The 15416-nt window shown below is 68.8% G+C and carries 17 protein-coding genes, 1 tRNA gene and 1 other RNA gene; 13 read left to right on the top strand and 6 right to left on the bottom strand.

From position 1 onward, the window contains the following. The first annotated feature begins 108 nt into the window (after positions 1-108). The 7 genes from ftsE to OG990_RS24385 all read left to right on the top strand — a co-directional run bounded on the left by ftsE (position 109) and on the right by OG990_RS24385 (position 5302). Positions 109-789: a cell division ATP-binding protein FtsE gene (ftsE, locus tag OG990_RS24415; RefSeq protein WP_328423791.1), complete on the top strand. Its 681-nt coding sequence runs from the start codon at positions 109-111 to the stop codon at positions 787-789. Between the two features lie 67 nt (positions 790-856). Then, a complete protein-coding gene (ftsX, locus tag OG990_RS24410) occupies positions 857-1732 on the top strand; it encodes a permease-like cell division protein FtsX (protein WP_355606617.1) in 876 nt (291 codons plus the stop codon). A gap of 151 nt (positions 1733-1883) precedes the next feature. Then, complete coding sequence (gene smpB, locus OG990_RS24405; protein WP_328423795.1) at positions 1884-2363, top strand: SsrA-binding protein SmpB; 480 nt, start codon at positions 1884-1886, stop codon at positions 2361-2363. Between the two features lie 104 nt (positions 2364-2467). Then, positions 2468-2843, top strand: a transfer-messenger RNA (tmRNA) gene (gene ssrA, locus OG990_RS24400). Positions 2844-2965: 122 nt separating this feature from the next. Then, entirely contained in the window at positions 2966-3646 is a 681-nt protein-coding gene (locus tag OG990_RS24395; RefSeq protein ID WP_406077300.1) for a hypothetical protein, read from the top strand. Between the two features lie 154 nt (positions 3647-3800). Continuing rightward, a complete protein-coding gene (locus OG990_RS24390; protein WP_406077299.1) occupies positions 3801-4304 on the top strand; it encodes a hypothetical protein in 504 nt (167 codons plus the stop codon). Positions 4305-4357: 53 nt separating this feature from the next. Continuing rightward, the gene (locus OG990_RS24385; RefSeq protein WP_406081864.1) at positions 4358-5302 is read left to right on the top strand and encodes a hypothetical protein; all 945 of its coding nucleotides are present in this window, start codon (positions 4358-4360) and stop codon (positions 5300-5302) included. A 55-nt stretch (positions 5303-5357) separates the two neighbouring features. On the opposite strand, the gene mdlC is transcribed toward OG990_RS24385, so the two are convergent. Continuing rightward, positions 5358-6953 carry a benzoylformate decarboxylase gene (gene mdlC / locus OG990_RS24380; protein WP_406077298.1) on the bottom strand — a complete coding sequence of 532 codons (1596 nt, stop codon included), beginning with the start codon at positions 6951-6953 and terminating at the stop codon, positions 5358-5360. A gap of 143 nt (positions 6954-7096) precedes the next feature. Beyond that, positions 7097-7897: an S-methyl-5'-thioadenosine phosphorylase gene (locus OG990_RS24375; protein WP_386984944.1), complete on the bottom strand. Its 801-nt coding sequence runs from the start codon at positions 7895-7897 to the stop codon at positions 7097-7099. Between the two features lie 172 nt (positions 7898-8069). Here OG990_RS24375 and OG990_RS24370 point away from each other — a divergent pair, with 172 nt between their 5' ends. After that, positions 8070-8660, top strand: a complete 591-nt coding sequence (locus OG990_RS24370; protein WP_355606635.1) for a YqgE/AlgH family protein — start codon at positions 8070-8072, stop codon at positions 8658-8660. An 85-nt stretch (positions 8661-8745) separates the two neighbouring features. After that, positions 8746-8818, top strand: a tRNA-Ala gene (locus OG990_RS24365). A gap of 85 nt (positions 8819-8903) precedes the next feature. Here the strand turns inward: OG990_RS24365 and OG990_RS24360 are convergent. Beyond that, positions 8904-9656, bottom strand: a complete 753-nt coding sequence (locus OG990_RS24360) for a tyrosine-type recombinase/integrase (RefSeq protein ID WP_406077297.1) — start codon at positions 9654-9656, stop codon at positions 8904-8906. A 168-nt stretch (positions 9657-9824) separates the two neighbouring features. Between OG990_RS24360 and OG990_RS24355 the strand changes: the two genes are divergently transcribed. Together OG990_RS24355 and OG990_RS24350 are read left to right on the top strand one after the other, a co-directional pair. Then, positions 9825-10535 carry a creatininase family protein gene (locus tag OG990_RS24355; protein ID WP_406081862.1) on the top strand — a complete coding sequence of 237 codons (711 nt, stop codon included), beginning with the start codon at positions 9825-9827 and terminating at the stop codon, positions 10533-10535. 102 nt (positions 10536-10637) lie between these two features. After that, the gene (locus OG990_RS24350) at positions 10638-10955 is read left to right on the top strand and encodes a hypothetical protein (protein WP_406077296.1); all 318 of its coding nucleotides are present in this window, start codon (positions 10638-10640) and stop codon (positions 10953-10955) included. A gap of 358 nt (positions 10956-11313) precedes the next feature. Here OG990_RS24350 and OG990_RS24345 read toward each other — a convergent pair whose 3' ends face one another. Continuing rightward, positions 11314-11475, bottom strand: coding sequence for a hypothetical protein (locus tag OG990_RS24345; protein WP_406077295.1), 162 nt, complete (start codon positions 11473-11475; stop codon positions 11314-11316). A gap of 626 nt (positions 11476-12101) precedes the next feature. Here OG990_RS24345 and OG990_RS24340 point away from each other — a divergent pair. Next, entirely contained in the window at positions 12102-13046 is a 945-nt protein-coding gene (locus OG990_RS24340) for an IS481 family transposase (RefSeq protein ID WP_406077294.1), read from the top strand. 6 nt (positions 13047-13052) lie between these two features. Here the strand turns inward: OG990_RS24340 and OG990_RS24335 are convergent, their stop codons facing one another. After that, positions 13053-13376 carry an integrase core domain-containing protein gene (locus OG990_RS24335; RefSeq protein WP_406081861.1) on the bottom strand — a complete coding sequence of 108 codons (324 nt, stop codon included), beginning with the start codon at positions 13374-13376 and terminating at the stop codon, positions 13053-13055. A gap of 20 nt (positions 13377-13396) precedes the next feature. Between OG990_RS24335 and OG990_RS24330 the strand changes: the two genes are divergently transcribed. Then, a complete protein-coding gene (locus OG990_RS24330; RefSeq protein WP_406077293.1) occupies positions 13397-14794 on the top strand; it encodes an IS30 family transposase in 1398 nt (465 codons plus the stop codon). Here OG990_RS24330 and OG990_RS24325 read toward each other — a convergent pair. After that, entirely contained in the window at positions 14760-15404 is a 645-nt protein-coding gene (locus tag OG990_RS24325; RefSeq protein ID WP_406077292.1) for an IS3 family transposase, read from the bottom strand. The two genes, OG990_RS24330 and OG990_RS24325, sit on opposite strands and share 35 nt — an antisense overlap. Between the last annotated feature and the right edge of the window lie 12 nt (positions 15405-15416).

The following is a 15416-nucleotide window of genomic DNA, read 5'->3' as shown; positions in this document are numbered from 1 at the left end:
GGCGGAGCGCGTCGTCGATCTCCTGGTAGAGCCCTAATCGAGGACGCGCGGCGTATCTACGGGGCGTGGGGCTTGGCACTGTCGTTACACCGCGTAGACTCACCACCCGTGATTCAGCTTGAGCAAGTGACGAAGACGTACCCGAAGGCGTCCCGGCCTTCGCTCGACAACGTGTCCGTCTCGATCGAGAAGGGCGAGTTCGTCTTCTTCATCGGTCCATCCGGCTCCGGCAAGTCCACAATCATCAAGATGCTGCTGCACGAGGTCGCCCCCAACAAGGGGCGGGTCATCGTCAACAGCAAGGACGTCACCTCGATGCGCTCCTGGAAGCGACCCCACTTCCGGCGCTCGATTGGTTGCGTTTTCCAGGACTTCCGGCTGCTTCCGAACCGCACCGCGTACGAGAACGTGGCGTTCGCCCTTGAGGTGATCGGCAAGACCAAGGCGGTTGCCCGCCGGGTCGTGCCCGAGGTGCTGGAGTTGGTCGGGCTCGGCGGCAAGGAGCACCGCTACCCGCACGAGCTCTCGGGTGGTGAGCAGCAGCGCGTCGCCGTCGCCCGGGCGTTCGTGAACCGTCCGCTGATCCTGCTGGCGGACGAGCCGACCGGAAACCTGGACCCGGACACCTCGATCGAGATCATGCGTCTGCTGGACCGGATCAACCGCACCGGCACGACCGTCGTGATGGTCACCCACGACTCCAACATCGTGAACCAGATGCGCCGCCGCGTCGTCGAGATCGAGAGCGGTCGCATCGTGCGTGACCAGGCCCGCGGCGTCTACGGGTGAGCCGGCGCTCCACCCCTGCGCAGCCTGACGACGAACACCTGATGCCGGAGACCCGGAGGAAACCCCGATGCGCGTGAAATACGTCCTGTCCGAGGTATTGGTCGGACTGTGGCGCAACGTGACCATGTCCATCGCGATGATCATCACGATGGCGGTCTCGCTGACCATGCTCGGCGCCAGCGGTCTCATGTACCGCCAGGTCGACGACATGAAGGACCTCTACTACAAGAACATCGAGGTTTCGATCTTCTTGAGCCAGGAGGTGACCGAGCAGCAGCGCACCGACCTGAATGCCAAGCTGGACGGCGACCCCCTGGTGAAGGAGGTCCTCTATGTCAACAAGGACGAGGCGTACAAGCGCTTCAAGGAGATGTACCAGGACGCGCCGGACCTGGTGAACGCGGTCAAGCCGGACCAGCTGCCCGAGTCGTTCCGGCTGAAGCTGAACAACCCGGAGCAGTACAAGAACATCTACGACCAGTACAAGGAAACCGAGGGCGTCGACGAGATTGTCGACCAGAGCCGACTACTGGACAAGATCTTCAACATCCTCACCTCGATCCAGAACATCGCGCTGGCCGCCGCCATCGTGATGGCCGTCGCCGCCCTGCTGCTGGTCGCGAACACCATCCAGGTGGCCGCCTACAGCAAGCGGCGTGAGGTGGCGGTCATGAAACTTGTCGGCGCTTCCAACTGGTTCATCCAGGCGCCGTTCGTGCTGGAGGCGGTGGTGGCTGGCCTGATTGGCTCGCTGCTCGGCCTGGTTGCCCTCGTCGCGGCGAAGTATCTGCTCTTCGACGGGTCACTCAGCGCGTTGCAGGGCCTGCTCTCGCCGATCAGCTGGGGTGACATCCTGTTCATCTTCCCGCTGATGGCCGGCGTCGGTGGCCTGGTCAGCGCCGGCACCGCCTGGATCACCCTCCGCTTCTACCTGCGGGTCTAGGCGCCGTACGGGTCGTCCCGTCATCGCCCGAGGGCCCTCCCGCTGCCGGAAATAAACGGCGCGGGAGGGTCCTTGTGATTCAGGTAGCATGATCGGTTGTCCGGCCGGAGTGATCCCGGCCATGGACCGTCCGGGAGAGGGGGTGGCACCGATGCCACGGGAAAAGGGGCGCAAGGTCGTCGCCTCCAACAAGAAGGCGCGTCACGACTACTCGATCCTCGACACGTACGAGGCGGGTATGGCGCTCACCGGCACCGAGGTCAAGTCGCTGCGGGCCGGGCGCGCGTCGCTGGTGGACGCGTTCGCCCAGGAGCGCAACGGCGAGCTGTACCTGCACTCGATGCACATCCCGGAGTACACCCAGGGCACCTGGACCAACCACGAGCCCCGGCGTACGCGCAAGCTGTTGCTCAACCGGGGCGAGATCGACCGGCTGCTCGGCAAGACCCGCGAGGGCGGTCTCACCATCGTCCCGTTGCAGGTCTACTTCTCCGACGGCTGGGCCAAGGTGGAGATCGCCCTGGCCAAGGGCAAGAAGTCGTACGACAAGCGTCAGGACCTCGCCAAGCGGGACGCGGACCGGGAGATCGCCCGGGTCTCCGGCCGGCGCGGCAAGGGCATGGACGACTGAATAATCCTGTTTGTCCGGGTCGGCGCGCCGGCCCGGGGCTCGGGATGAAACCCGTTGCGGCAGGCGTTAGTCTTGTCAGTGCCGCCACATCGGTGGCCTGTCGAGGGGGTGACTGGTTTCGACTTCGTACGCAGCGACAGGGGAAGCGAGCCGAGGAAGCCGACGTCGTCTCGAGAATCGGTCGTCGGAAACTTATAAGCGCCAAGAACAATCGCGCTGACTTCGCTCTCGCCGCCTGAGGCGAGTAGCTAAGTCTGTCGGCCTGGGAACGCCTTCGTCCCAGTAGCCGGCATCAGCTAGAAGGCTGGCCAATCAGACCCGGTCGCGGGGTCCGTGCGGCGAGATTAATCAGCGACTGGGCCCGTCACACCAACTTGCTCGCGTGAGCGGTGGGGCCGAGTAGAGGCACAGCGAGCTGCGCTCGGAGAAGCCCTGACAAACCGGCGAAGGACCCGGGTTCGATTCCCGGCACCTCCACCACCTCGAAGCGATGCGCCCCGGCCCCCCGGCCGGGGCGCATCGTCGTATCCGGGCCCACTCGGCTCCGGCATTCCCGGGAGCCATGACGCCGGCCACGGCGTGGCTCGCCTACGCTGCCGGCTGTGACGAACGAGGAGCTGCGCCTGTCGGTCGGCGCGTCACCCGCTCAGCGCACCGTCTCGGTGGTGGTCGGCGTCTTCGTTGCCGCCGTCGGCGCGGCGTTCGTGGTGCTGCCCCTGGTCGCCGACGGGCTGCTGCGCCGGCTGACCGGCCCGGGCGACGGGCTCGCCACCTACGAGGAGGCTCGCGACCTGCCCCCGGGGCTGCTGCCGCCCGGGCTGCAGGATTCCGGCAGTGGCGGGGACCAGACCGGCCCCGGCCCGCTCGTCGGGCTGTGCGGCCTGCCGTTCGCCCTGCTCGGTCTCTACCTGGTGCTGCGGGTGCTCCGCACGGCCGCCTGGCTGGACGGCAGCCGGGTCCGGGTGCGCGGGGCGTTCGCCAGTCGGACCGTCGACCTCGCCACCGCCCGGATCGACGCCGCGACCCTGCCGTACCGCGAGGCGGGGGACGACGTGCGGGCGTGCGGGCACCGGGTGCCGGTCGTCGTCGCCACCGACGGCGAGAGCGGGCGGCGGGTCACCATCCCACTGCGCGGCATGGGGCTGGACACCCTGCCCCCGTCCGAGTTGCGGGCGCTGGCGGACGCGATCAGCACCGGGCGTCCCGTGGACGGGCGCGACGGCGACGCGCACGCCGCCGCCAGCCACCTGCGCCGCCTGGCGGAGCACCCGTCGGCGGGCTGACCGGCTGCACCGCCCCGCGAAAAAGGCATGCCTGTGGTGTCTGCGGGACTGATGCTGCGGATGGGGCAGATGAGGCGTCCGAGGGCTCTGGACAGGGCGGACGAGCGGGTTCACCATCGCGGTATGCGGTAGCAATGCAGCGCGGGAGGTGCCCATGGCCGCCGGTCCGGTCCAGCAGCCGTCACGTGCCGTCCCGCATCCGCATTCGGCCGGTCTCCCCGCCGGTCCGCACCCCACCGGGCTGCCCGGTGACCCGCGCCCGGCCGGGCTCGCTGGTGACCTGCACGCGCTCGCCCGGGCCGTCGCCGTCGCGGCGACCGAGCCCCGTTGGCGCGAGCGCGTGCTGGTCCGGTTGCGCCCGGTCGGGCAGGGCTTCGCCGAGCACGTCCGGGTCACCGAGGGTCCCACCGGTCTCTACTGGGAACTGCTCGCCCACTCACCCCGGCTGGTCCACGGGGTCCGGCTGCTGACCCGGGAGCACGCCGCGATCGTCGCCGCGATCCTGTCCGTGCAGCGGGCCGCCGAGCAGCCCCAGACCTGCCCCGACGAGGTGCGCGGCCGGGCTGGGCACCTCGTGCGGACGCTGGCGCGGCATCGACGGCGCGGCGCCGACCTGCTCTGGCAGGCGTACCAGATGGATCTGGGCGGCGAGACCTGAGCCGGCTGCCGGGGGTCGGGGAACCGGAGCGTCGGCGGGTGCGTCGTACCAGCATGCGTCGATCGATCCTGCTGCTCACTCTGCCCCTGCTGGTGCTCGCGGCGGGCTGCGCTCCGACCGAGGCCGACGCGCCCACCGCCCCGGAGCACCGTTCGGAGGCGTTCGAGCAGCGAGCTACCGAGGTCGCCGAGGCGTGGCGGCCCGGTGCCGACTGGCGCACCGGGTACGTCCCGTTGCAGGGACCGACCATCCTCAACGGCGACCCGGGCTTCACGCCGGACACCGAGGCCGCCTTCCGGGCCGGCTGGTACCGCGCGCAGGTCCCGATCCCGCCCACCCGGGTCGGCGGGGAGATCCGCTTCCTGGACGGACGGCTGACTCTGCCGTTGGTCAGCGCGGCCGAGGCGTACCGGCAGCTCGACCAGGGCGATCCGCTGCCCTGTCCGGGACGGCCGAAGCGGCCCGGACTACCGACCCCCGGCCTCACCGTCGAACCCGGACCGGACGGCTGGGTCAGCAGTGGCCCAGAGACCGCCTGCCTTCCGCTGACCGTCACCGGGGTCACGCTCGGCACCGTGCCGGTACGCACCAGCCGGGGCGAGGCGCAGGTCCCGGCCTGGCTGTTCACCATCGAGGAGCTGGCCATCCCGGTGGCCCGGCTCGCCGTGGCGCCGACGGCGGTCACCGCGGTCCCCGAGCCCACCGCGCCGGTACGGCCGCTGCCGGACGGGTTGGTGGCAGCCCAGGACCTGACGGCGGTCGACGGCGCGCGGCTGACTGTCCGGCTGGGTGTCGGTGCCTGCGACACCGGGATCACCCCGCTGGTGCAGGAACGGCCGGACGTGGTGGTGGTCGGCGGCGGGGTCACCCGGTCCACCGGCGAGTGCATTGACCTGCTCAAGCTGGAGCCGGTCACCGTCACCCTGGCCGCGCCGCTGGGTGCCCGGCCGGTGCTGGACGTCTCCACCGGCGCGCCACTGTCGATCGCCCCGCGCTGACCGCGTACGACCGCCCCGGACGGGCCGCTGGTGCTGATGGCCCGGTGAGCGCGGGTCAGAGGATGCTGGGCACCTCGGTGCCGATCGGTACCGGCAGCACGGTGGGACGGTTGGCGCGCAGCCCGGCGGCGAGCGCCGCGCCGAGCTGGTCGGGGGTCTCCACCACCTCGGTGGCGCAGCCGTAGCCGGCCGCGATCGCGGTGATGTCCAGCCCCGGCAGGTCCAGGCCGGGCACGCCGGGCGTCTCCTTCAACTCGGCGAACGCCTTGAGGATCGCGTACTGCTGGTTGATCGGGACGATCACCACCACCGGCAGCGACAGCCGAGCGGCCGTCCACAGCGCCTGCACCGAGTAGTGGAATGAACCGTCACCGACCACCGCCACCACCGGCCGGCCGCGTCCGGTGTCCCGCTCGGCTAGGGCCACGCCGATCGCGGCCGGCAGGCCGTAGCCGAGGCCGCCGCTGGCCATCGTGAAGTACGACGCCGGGCGGTTGATGCGCACCCGGCGGCGCAGTGCGGACAGATTGGACGGTGACTCCTGGATCAGCACCCCGTCCGCCGGCCAGTGCGCGGCGAGCGCGGCGAACAGGGCGTCGGCGCTCAGCGGCGCGGTGACCTCCGGCGGCGCCATCGAGTCCCGGGGTGCCGGTGGTGGCCGGTCGGCCGGCGGCACCATGTCGACCAGCGCCTCGAGGGTGAGCCCGGGATCGCCGAGCAGGCTGTCTCCGACCGGGGCCCGGGCGGCCTCGTCCGGGTCGTCCGTGACGTGCAGCAGCCGGGTGCCGGCGGGCAGATGGTTGCCCGGCACGTACGGGTAGTAGCGGAACACCGGGGCGCCGATCACCAGCACGGTGTCGTGCCCGCTCAGCGCCTCGGCCAGCGGCCCGATCGCGAACGGCAACACCCCACGGAAGTGCGGGTGGTCCTCCGGGAACACGCTCCGCTCCGGGGCGGGGGCGGACCAGACCGGTGCCGCCAGCCGCTCGGCCAACGCCACGGCGGCCGCCCAACTCCCAGACCGGTCCACCCCCGGCCCGAACACCAGCGCCGGGTTGTGGCTGCCGGCCAGCACCCGGACGAACTCGTCCAACCGCTGCGGGTCCGGCGCGAACCGGGTGGCCACCGAGCGCGGCGCGGGCGGCGGGTCGGCCGGCTGGGCCCAGTCGTCCATCGGCAGGGAGAGGAAGACCGGCCCGGCCGGGGGCTGCACCGCGGTCGCGTACGCCCGCAGCAGCGCCGCGGGGATGTCCTGCGCGCGGACCGGCTCGTAGCCCCACTTGACGTACGGCTGGGGAAGCTCGGCGGCTCGGCGGCTGGTCAGCCGGGGTTCGAGCAGCAGCATCTCCCGGGTCTGCTGGCCGGCGGTGACGATCAGCGGGGTCTTGTTGTGCCAGGCGGTGACGAGGTTGCCCATGCCGTTGCCGGTGCCCGGGGCGGTGTGCAGGTTGACGTGCGCGGGCGCGCCGGTGGCCTGGGCGTACCCGTCGGCCATCGCGACCGCCGTCGCCTCGTGCAGCGCGTGAACGTAGTGGAAGTCGGCCGGGAAGTCCCGCAGGAAGGGCTCCTCGGTGGAGCCGGGGTTGCCGAAGACGGTGGTCATGCCGAGGGCGCGGAGTACGTCGTACGTCGCGTCCCGGACCGTTGCCATCGCCACCTGCTTCCGTGTCGCGCGCAGGGACGACCGCGGTCGCCCTCCCGATCAGCCGAATCTATCGGGATGTGACGGACGTTTCGGGCGTTTTCCAGGCGTCGGTGACCCGACCCACCGCAGCGGGCTGCGCCCGCACCGGTTCAGGGCAGCGGGAAGGGCAGGGTGATGCCGTCCAGTGCTCGGCCGCAGGCGCAGTCCCGCGCGGCGGGTAGCGCGGCCAGCGCGTCCAGCAGCACGCCCCGCAGCCGGTCGGTGTTCGCCGCGAAGACCCGGAACACCTCGTCCTGGGTCACCGACTCGCCGGCCTGCAACCCGGCGTCCAGGTCGGTGATCAACGCGATCGACGAGTAGCAGAGGGCCAGCTCCCGGGCGAGCACCGCCTCCGGGTGGCTGGTCATGTTGACCACCATGCCGCCGATAGAGGTGAACCAGCGGGACTCGGCCCGGGTGGAGAACCGTGGGCCCTCCACGACCACCACCGTCCCGCCGTCCACGGCGGTGACGTCCCGGCCGGCGGCGGCGGTGAGCAGCGCCCGCCGGCCGCTCGGGCAGTACGGGTCGGCGAACGGCACGTGCACCGCGCCCTGGTCGTAGTAGGTCTGCGCCCGCCCGCTGGTCCGGTCGATCAACTGGTCGGGCACCACGAACGTGCCGGGGCCCAGCTCCGGGCGGAGCCCACCGACCGCACACGGGGCGAGCACCTGGCGTACGCCGAGGGAGCGCAGCGCCCAGAGGTTGGCCCGGTAGGGGATCAGGTGCGGCGGGTACCGGTGGTCGCGGCCGTGTCGAGGCAGGAACGCGACCCGCCGCCCGGCCACCTCCGCGATGGTCACCACGTCCGACGGCGGGCCGTACGGAGTTTCCAGCTCATGGGTGGTGCCGTCGAGGAGGGCGTACAGGCCCGACCCGCCGATCACCGCGAGGTCCGCCTTCGGTGCCATCGACCCTCCGTCTTAACTGTCCGATCACCTGCCGGTCAGACCTTAGCCAGCACCCGGAGTGCAGGCTATGGTGCCAGGCATGGCGTTGACAGCGCGGCTGATCCCGGTGCACCGTGCGGGTCCGGTGAGTGACGGATCCCCGGCGCGGGTTCACGGTTGACGGGTGTGTGGGATGCAGGGAGAGGGCCAGGCGATCGGCGGACGGGCGATGGAGTCGATGACCGGGCGGCTGCTGGTCGCGACTCCGGCGCTCAAGGACCCGAACTTCGACCGCACGGTGGTGCTGCTGGTCGCCCACGAGCCGGGCGGCGCGCTCGGCGTGGTGCTGAACCGGGCCACCGAGGTGCCGGTCGCCGAGGTGCTCGGCGACTGGAGCGACCTGGCCCGCCACCCGGCGGTGCTCTTCGAGGGCGGCCCGGTGCAGCCCGACTCGGCCATCTGCCTGGCCCGGATGCGGCAACCGCTGCGGCGGCTCAAGGGCTTCCACCAGGTCTCCGGGGCGGTCGGAACGATCGACCTCTCGATCGACCCGGAGCGGCTGCGGGAGAGCATCGGCGGCATCCGGGTCTTCGCCGGCTACTCCGGCTGGGGGACCGGGCAGCTGGAGCAGGAGATCGCCGACGGTTCCTGGTTCCTGCTGGACGCGCTGCCCGGTGACGCCTTCGTCGACCGGCCGGACGACCTGTGGCCGATGGTGCTGCGTCGGCAGGGCGGGATGATGTCCGCCGTCGCCCACTTCCCACCGGATGTGGCGCTCAACTGACCCGGGTCGGTGGGACCCCGCGAGATGACCATGCCGGGCGGGATGTGTATAGTTTCCCAGTGCCCGGGCGACCGGGAAACAACAAGGGGCCGTGGCGCAGCTGGTAGCGCACCACACTGGCAGTGTGGGGGTCAGGGGTTCGAGTCCCCTCGGCTCCACCCTTATTGACCAGGGCGTTCGTCAACACTGACGGGCGCCCTTGGTTGTTGCAGTATGCGGAAGTAGCCGAGCGAGTAGCCACAGCTACTGTCCCTCGCCCCACAACACGTTTTCCATCGCGTCGGCAGCCTGGACAAGCTGAGTGGGCATGACGTGGCTGTAGATGTTCATGGTGATGCCGATCTGGGAGTGGCCGAGGAGTTCCATGAGCACCCGGGCAGGCACGCCCTGGGCGAGCAAGAGCGTGGCGGCGGTGTGCCGCAGGTCGTGAAGGCGAACCTTCGGCACCAAGCGAGTCGATCCGTCGGCGGCAGCCGCCTCCTCGCACCGGACATTGGCCGCCACCAAGAGCGCCTTGAAAGCCCTGGTGTCGTTGCGGTGGTCTACGGGGCCGCCCGTGGTCGAGGCGAAGACAAGTCGAGGGTCTGCCCAAGCACCGCCGAGCGCGTTGCGCTCCTCTAGCTGTCGCCGCTGGTGCCGGCGGAGAGCGACGACCAGGGCAGTCGGCAGCGGTAGGACCCGCATGGATCTGGCCGACTTCAATGGGCCGAATGAGAGCTTTTCGCCAGCCGACCGTGCCCGGGTGAGCTGACGGCGTACCCGCAGGGTCGCGGCGTCGAGGTCAATGTCCTCCCACCACAACCCGAGCACCTCGCCCTGGCGCAGTCCCAGCGACAGACCGATGACCCACCGGGCTTCCATGCGGTCGCCACGTGCGGCGGCGAGGAGCTGCCGCGCCTCCTCCACCGTGAGGGGGCTCACCTCGTTGTGCGGCAGGGTGGGCGGTTGCACCGATACGGCGACGTTGCGGGCAATCAGGCCCCAGTTGACGGCCACGGACAACGCTCGACGGATCTGCGCGTGCAGATACCGCAGCGCGCGCCCTACGAGAGCTGAGGCGGCTACGTGAGCGGCTGGCGCCATGGCGTCGGGATGAGGAAGTATCCGAGCTAAGTCGCGCTATCAAGCGACTGACGACCGCCTGAGAGGGACGCACCACTGATGATGGACCTGGTGACAGCAGCTACTGCGGCGGAGGAGAAGCAGCGCGACTCCGTGGTTGCCCTACTGCCGGTCGGCAGCTTCGAACAGCATGGGGATTTCCTGCCGCTCATCACCGATACCGTCGTTGCCTCCGCGATCGCCCGTGACATCTCCAGGGCGTACCCGGCCATGCTGCTCCCACCGGTCACCATCTCGTGCTCGCACGAGCATGCCAGCTGGCGCGGCACTGTCAGCATCAGCTCCCGCACGCTCTACCAGATCGTGGCCGACGTAGCCGAGTCCTTGACCCGTTCTGGCGTCGAGCACCTGGTCCTCATCAACGGCCACGGCGGCAACTACGTCCTGTCGAACGTCGTGCAGGAGTACACGGCGGCCAACGGACCCACCATGAGCCTGTACCCGCAATCGCATGACTGGACCAAGGCCCGCCAGGAAGCAGGCATGGAAACCGGCAACCACGACGACATGCACGCCGGCGAGATGGAAAGCTCCCTGCTGCTTCACGTCGCCCCGCATTTTGTACGCGACGGCAACGAGACCGCGGACTGGCTAGCCGACGACCGGCCGCACCTGTTGACGTTGGGGATGGCCGCCTACACCACCAGCGGAGTCATCGGACGTCCATCCCTTGGCACCCGTGAGAAGGGCAAGGCGGCGTTGGAAAGCTTCACCAACTCCTTTGCGGACCACCTACGGGTCCACGGCATCTAGCGGCGCACAGGCCGGTGTGGTTCAGTCAGTCGCGCTGCCGGTCTACGAGCATTCCTTGCGTCGCCGTAGCGTTGTCGGACCGCTCGTCGACGGAGGAACCCCATGGCTGCCAATTCACTCGCCGACTCCAGCGCGGGAGCGGTCGTTTTCATGCTCATCGTCGGCCTGCTCTTAGCGCTGTGGCCGATCGCCATCATCACCAACTTCCGGGGCTACCGGGACTCTCACGCGCGTCGCTCGACCGCGACGGGCCGCCGATTCAATCCGGGGGTGAAGTTCTTCGGCGAGCCAGACCCCGACCACGAGCGTGCCTTCTCGCGCGTCATGCAGTACATCGTGGCCGGGGTCTTTTTGGTAGCCGCAGTGGCTGTCGTCGGGGCGGCATCAGCTGAGCTCGTTCGGCGGATGACCGGGGGATAGTGCCGAGAGTTCGGCGCTTATCGAACGCCTGTGCTAACTCGGCCGACTGCCGGGTGTCGGGCTCCACTTGATGCGTTACGCATCTGTTCCCAGTTGATGGGTGACAGTTCGTCGGCCGACGGGTGCCAGCTCGTCACACCGCGTGACGGATCCGCCGCCTACTGCCGGGCGACGGACAGTACGCGCCAGGGACGCGCGGACAGCGGCAAATGAGGATGCCGCTAACCCGCCTGTCATCTGACGAGACAGCCATCTCCGACCTCTCCGCTAGAACAGCGGTGGGGTCGTTCTGGGTGGAGGGAACACCCGCTCGATGCCTGAAGCCCAGGTCGAGCGGGTGTGCGTTCCTGTCGGCTGTCTACCGGCCGGGGTGGATCGGCTCGACCATCGCCCTAATCATGTCCGCCCGATGCTCCGAGTCGGAGGATCGAAGGACGATGACAGCTCCGGCCACAAGTACGCCGACGACGGCAAGGCGAGTCAACGGCGACAGGCTCGACTGAACGGTTTCGATCTCCACGACGGTCTCCTAACGCTTCGGCGACCGAGCTGGAGACAAGCAGGACTCAGCTCGGCCACCTATGGGCCAATGACTGAGGTCCCGCTCCGACTGGGCGGAAACCTTGTATTGCTCTGACCACGCGCTGTGTAGGTACCGCTATGTATTCGCTCGTGTTCTGTCTGGTCTCTTCTATAGAAGGCTCGTTCGGTAGTCGGCACCGAAGTTCGCCGCAAAGCATTGACCAGAGGGTCAGACGCCACCCCGAGGGCTGGCACTTGCCGGACAGCGTACCCGACCACCACGACCACTGCTGCGAAGGCACCCCAGCCGGCTGAGCAGTCAGTCGCCGAGTCGGGTGACGGGGATGCGTTGAGTGACGGCGGCGATGGTGACTGTGCAGGCGCACTCTCGCCCGGATAGTCGAGTGCACTCAACTCGGCAGAAGCGGATGTTGCCGCATCCGCGTCTTCGGCCAGAGGTTCACAGTCGGTAGCCAGCGAGTCGGGGACCGCGTAACCCATCAAGCGGAGTCAACGTGTAACGCATCAACCGGAGTACGACACGGCCGACTGCCGGCCGGCTGCCGGTCTAAAACTGACGGACATCGTTGACACCGGGGTTTCCGGCGACTACGGAGACCATCTATGTCTACCCCTCACCCCTCCCTCGATCGTGAGGCCAAGCGGCGCCTGGCGATCATCCGCCACGTCGAGGAGGTCTGCGGCAACGTCGCGCTGACCTGCCGGTACTACGGGATCAGCCGGCAGGCGTACTACATCTGGTACCGCCGCTACCAGGCCGAAGGCGTCGACGGGCTGCGCAGCCGATCCAAGCGGCCCAAGACCAGCCCCAACGCCACCCACGTCGAAGTCGTCGGGAAGATCATCTACCTGCGGCAGAACTACCACTTCGGGCCGGAGAAGATCGCGATGTACCTCAAGCGGTACCACGACGTCGACATCAGCCACTCCGGAGTGTGGCGCATCCTCAAGCGCCTGGACATGAACCGACTCCCGGCCTCGCAGCGCTACAAGCGCCACGACAAACGGTGGAAGCGGTACGAGAAGCAGCTGCCCGGCCACCGGGTCCAGATCGACGTGAAGTTCATCGAACCCATCACCTCCGCCGGCGCCCGACGTGGCGGCCGCAACAAGTACTACCAGTTCACCGCGATCGACGACTGCACCCGGCTGCGGGTGCTACGGATCTACCCGCAGCTCAACCAGAAGACCGCGATCCAGTTCGTGGACTACGTGCTGCAGCGGCTGCCGTTTCAGGTGCAGGTCATCCAGACTGACAACGGCGCCGAGTTCCAATCGGCGTTCCACTGGCACGTGCTGGACAAAGGCATCCACCACGCCTACATCAAGCCACGAACGCCGCGGCTCAACGGCAAGGTGGAGAGATCCCACCGCATCGACGCCGAGGAGTTCTACCGGATGCTCGACGGTGTCGTCATCGACGACGCCCAAGTCTTCAACGACAAGCTCCGCGAATGGGAGGACTACTACAACTACCATCGCCCCCACGGCGGCCTCGGCGGCCAAACTGGGCTTGACCCGTTTCGACGGACAGGGTCGTTGTGTTGATCTTAGTTAGGCGGCTTGGTCGATCGGTAGCGGTTGTGAGCTGGTGGCCTCGAAGGCCGCAGGGCTGAGGTAGCCGAGGGTTGAGTGTCGGCGACGGGTGTTGTACCAGCCTTCGATGTATTCGAATATGGCCTGGCGGGCGGCTTGGTGGGTGGGCCAGGCCTGGCGGTGCAGGAGTTCGGTTTTGATGGTGGCGAAGTACGATTCGGCGACTGCGTTGTCCCAGCACTGTCCGCGCCGGCCGACGGACAGGCGGATGTCGTGACGGTGTGCGAGGCGGGCGTGTTGGGCGCTGACGTATTGGGCGGATTCCAGTGGTCGTCGCAACACCTCGATCAAGGGGTGTGCGAATGGGGAGACCACCGGGCTGGGTGACCGCGATGACGGGTCGACCGGCGATGCGGTCACCAGGACGGCCGGACCTGAACGCCAGGGATGTCCAGCGACAGTTCTGGCGGCGGATCGCCGAAGGCTTGTCGAGCGAGGAAGCCGCGCTGGCCTGCGGTGTGTCGCAGCCGGTGGGCGGACGGTGGTTCCGTCACGGTGGCGGCATGCCGCCGCTGTGTCTCAAGCCGCCGTCAGGCCGGTACCTGTCGATCGCCGAGCGGGAGGAGATTGCGCTGCTCAAGGCCCAGGACAAGGGCGTGCGTGAGATTGCCCGGCTCATCGGCCGTGATGCGTCGACGATCTCGCGGGAGCTGCGCCGCAACGCGGCCACCCGTTGCGGTCGGCTGGAGTATCGGGCCTCGGTCGCGCAGTGGCATGCCGAACGCCGCGGCCGTCGGCCGAAGGTCGCCAAGCTCGCCGCTAACCAGCGGCTGCGCGACTATGTTCAGGAACGGCTTGCCGGGGCGGTCACTGACGGCGAGGGCCGGCCGATTCCAGGTCCGAACGTGCCGTGGAAGGGACGCCGCCACGGACGTCGCGCCGACCGTCGCTGGGGCACCGCGTGGAGCCCGGAGCAGATCAGCCGCCGGCTGCGGCTGGACTTCCCCGATGATGAGTCGATGCGGATCTCGCACGAGGCGATCTACCAGTCGCTCTACGTTCAAGGCCGCGGCACGCTGCGCCGGGAGCTGACGGCGTGCCTGCGCACCGGACGAGCTTTGCGGGTGCCGCAGGCCCGGACCCGCAGGCGGGGCCAGCACTTCCTCAGCCCCGAAGTCATGATCAGTCAACGGCCGGCCGAAGCCGACGACCGCGCTGTCCCGGGGCACTGGGAAGGCGACCTGATCATCGGCCTGCAACGGTCCGCGATCGGCACGCTGGTCGAGCGCACCACCCGCTTCACGATGCTGCTGCACCTACCCCGCATGGAAGGACACGGCCAGCAACCGGTCGTGAAGAACGGCCCGCCGTTGGCCGGACACGGTGCTGAGGCGGTCCGCGACGCGATCGCCGGCCAGATCACCACCCTGCCCGAGCAACTACGCCGATCGCTGACCTGGGATCAGGGATCGGAGATGACCCAGCACGCGCGGCTGCGCCTGGACACCGGGATCGAGGTCTACTTCTGCGACCCCCACAGTCCATGGCAACGCGGAACCAACGAGAACACCAACGGTCTGCTACGGCAGTACTTCCCCAAGGGAACCGACCTATCCCGACACAGCATCACCGACCTCGACGCCGTCGCCGCCGCCCTCAACAGCCGGCCACGAAAGGCCCTGGGCTGGAAGACCCCCGCAGAAGCCCTCGACGATCACCTAAGATCTATCCAACAAGCCGGTGTTGCAACGACTCCTTGAACCTAAGTTGCGTGCCGCGGTCGGAATGAAACACCAGCCCGGGCTCGGGTCGGCGGCGTGCGAGAGCGTCGGCGAGGGCGGCGTCGACCAGGTCGGTCTTCAGGTTGTCGGCCACGGCCCAGCCGACGACCCGGCGTGATGCGAGATCGATGACGGTGGCCAGGTAGAGCCAGCCCTGCCACGTGTTGATGTAGGTGATGTCGCCGCACCAGCGGGTATCGATTACGCCAGGATCAACACGGAAGTCGCGGCCGACCAGGTCAGGCCGGAGCCCGGCGACCGGATCCGGGATTGTGGTCGTGCGCCAGCGGCGTGGGCTCTTGCCGGCGAGTCCGGCGGTGCGCATCAGCCGGGCGACGCGTTTGCGGCCGTGCCGTAGCCCCTGCTCGGTGAGGTCAGCGTGGATCCGCGGCGCCCCGTAGGTGCCCTTGGACCGTTCGTGCAGCACGGTGATCTTGTCGGTGAGCCGGGCATCGACCCGCTCGCGCTGCGACTGGGCGCCGGTTTTCTGCTGGTAGTAGGCGGATCGGGAGACCTCGAGCAGTTCGCAGGCACGTTTGACGTTGTGCTTGCCGGCCTGCTCCGCGGCGATGAACGGGAAGACGTTCACCGGGTCTCCTTG

Origin of the sequence: Micromonospora sp. NBC_00858 (assembly GCF_045207365.1) — a bacterium.
Lineage (GTDB): Bacteria > Actinomycetota > Actinomycetes > Mycobacteriales > Micromonosporaceae > Micromonospora.
Note: the sequence above shows the minus strand (reverse complement) of the source record. Positions and strands in the feature narration are given on the sequence as shown.

Coding starts and splice junctions, on each gene's coding strand:
- ftsX (WP_355606617.1), top strand. CDS start 857: ATGCGCGTGAAATACGTCCTGTCCGAGGTATTGGTCGGACTGTGGCGC.
- smpB (WP_328423795.1), top strand. CDS start 1,884: ATGCCACGGGAAAAGGGGCGCAAGGTCGTCGCCTCCAACAAGAAGGCG.
- OG990_RS24390 (WP_406077299.1), top strand. CDS start 3,801: ATGGCCGCCGGTCCGGTCCAGCAGCCGTCACGTGCCGTCCCGCATCCG.
- OG990_RS24385 (WP_406081864.1), top strand. CDS start 4,358: ATGCGTCGATCGATCCTGCTGCTCACTCTGCCCCTGCTGGTGCTCGCG.
- mdlC (WP_406077298.1), bottom strand. CDS start 6,953: ATGGCAACGGTCCGGGACGCGACGTACGACGTACTCCGCGCCCTCGGC.
- OG990_RS24375 (WP_386984944.1), bottom strand. CDS start 7,897: ATGGCACCGAAGGCGGACCTCGCGGTGATCGGCGGGTCGGGCCTGTAC.
- OG990_RS24370 (WP_355606635.1), top strand. CDS start 8,070: ATGCAGGGAGAGGGCCAGGCGATCGGCGGACGGGCGATGGAGTCGATG.
- OG990_RS24355 (WP_406081862.1), top strand. CDS start 9,825: ATGGACCTGGTGACAGCAGCTACTGCGGCGGAGGAGAAGCAGCGCGAC.
- OG990_RS24350 (WP_406077296.1), top strand. CDS start 10,638: ATGGCTGCCAATTCACTCGCCGACTCCAGCGCGGGAGCGGTCGTTTTC.
- OG990_RS24340 (WP_406077294.1), top strand. CDS start 12,102: ATGTCTACCCCTCACCCCTCCCTCGATCGTGAGGCCAAGCGGCGCCTG.
- OG990_RS24330 (WP_406077293.1), top strand. CDS start 13,397: ATGGGGAGACCACCGGGCTGGGTGACCGCGATGACGGGTCGACCGGCG.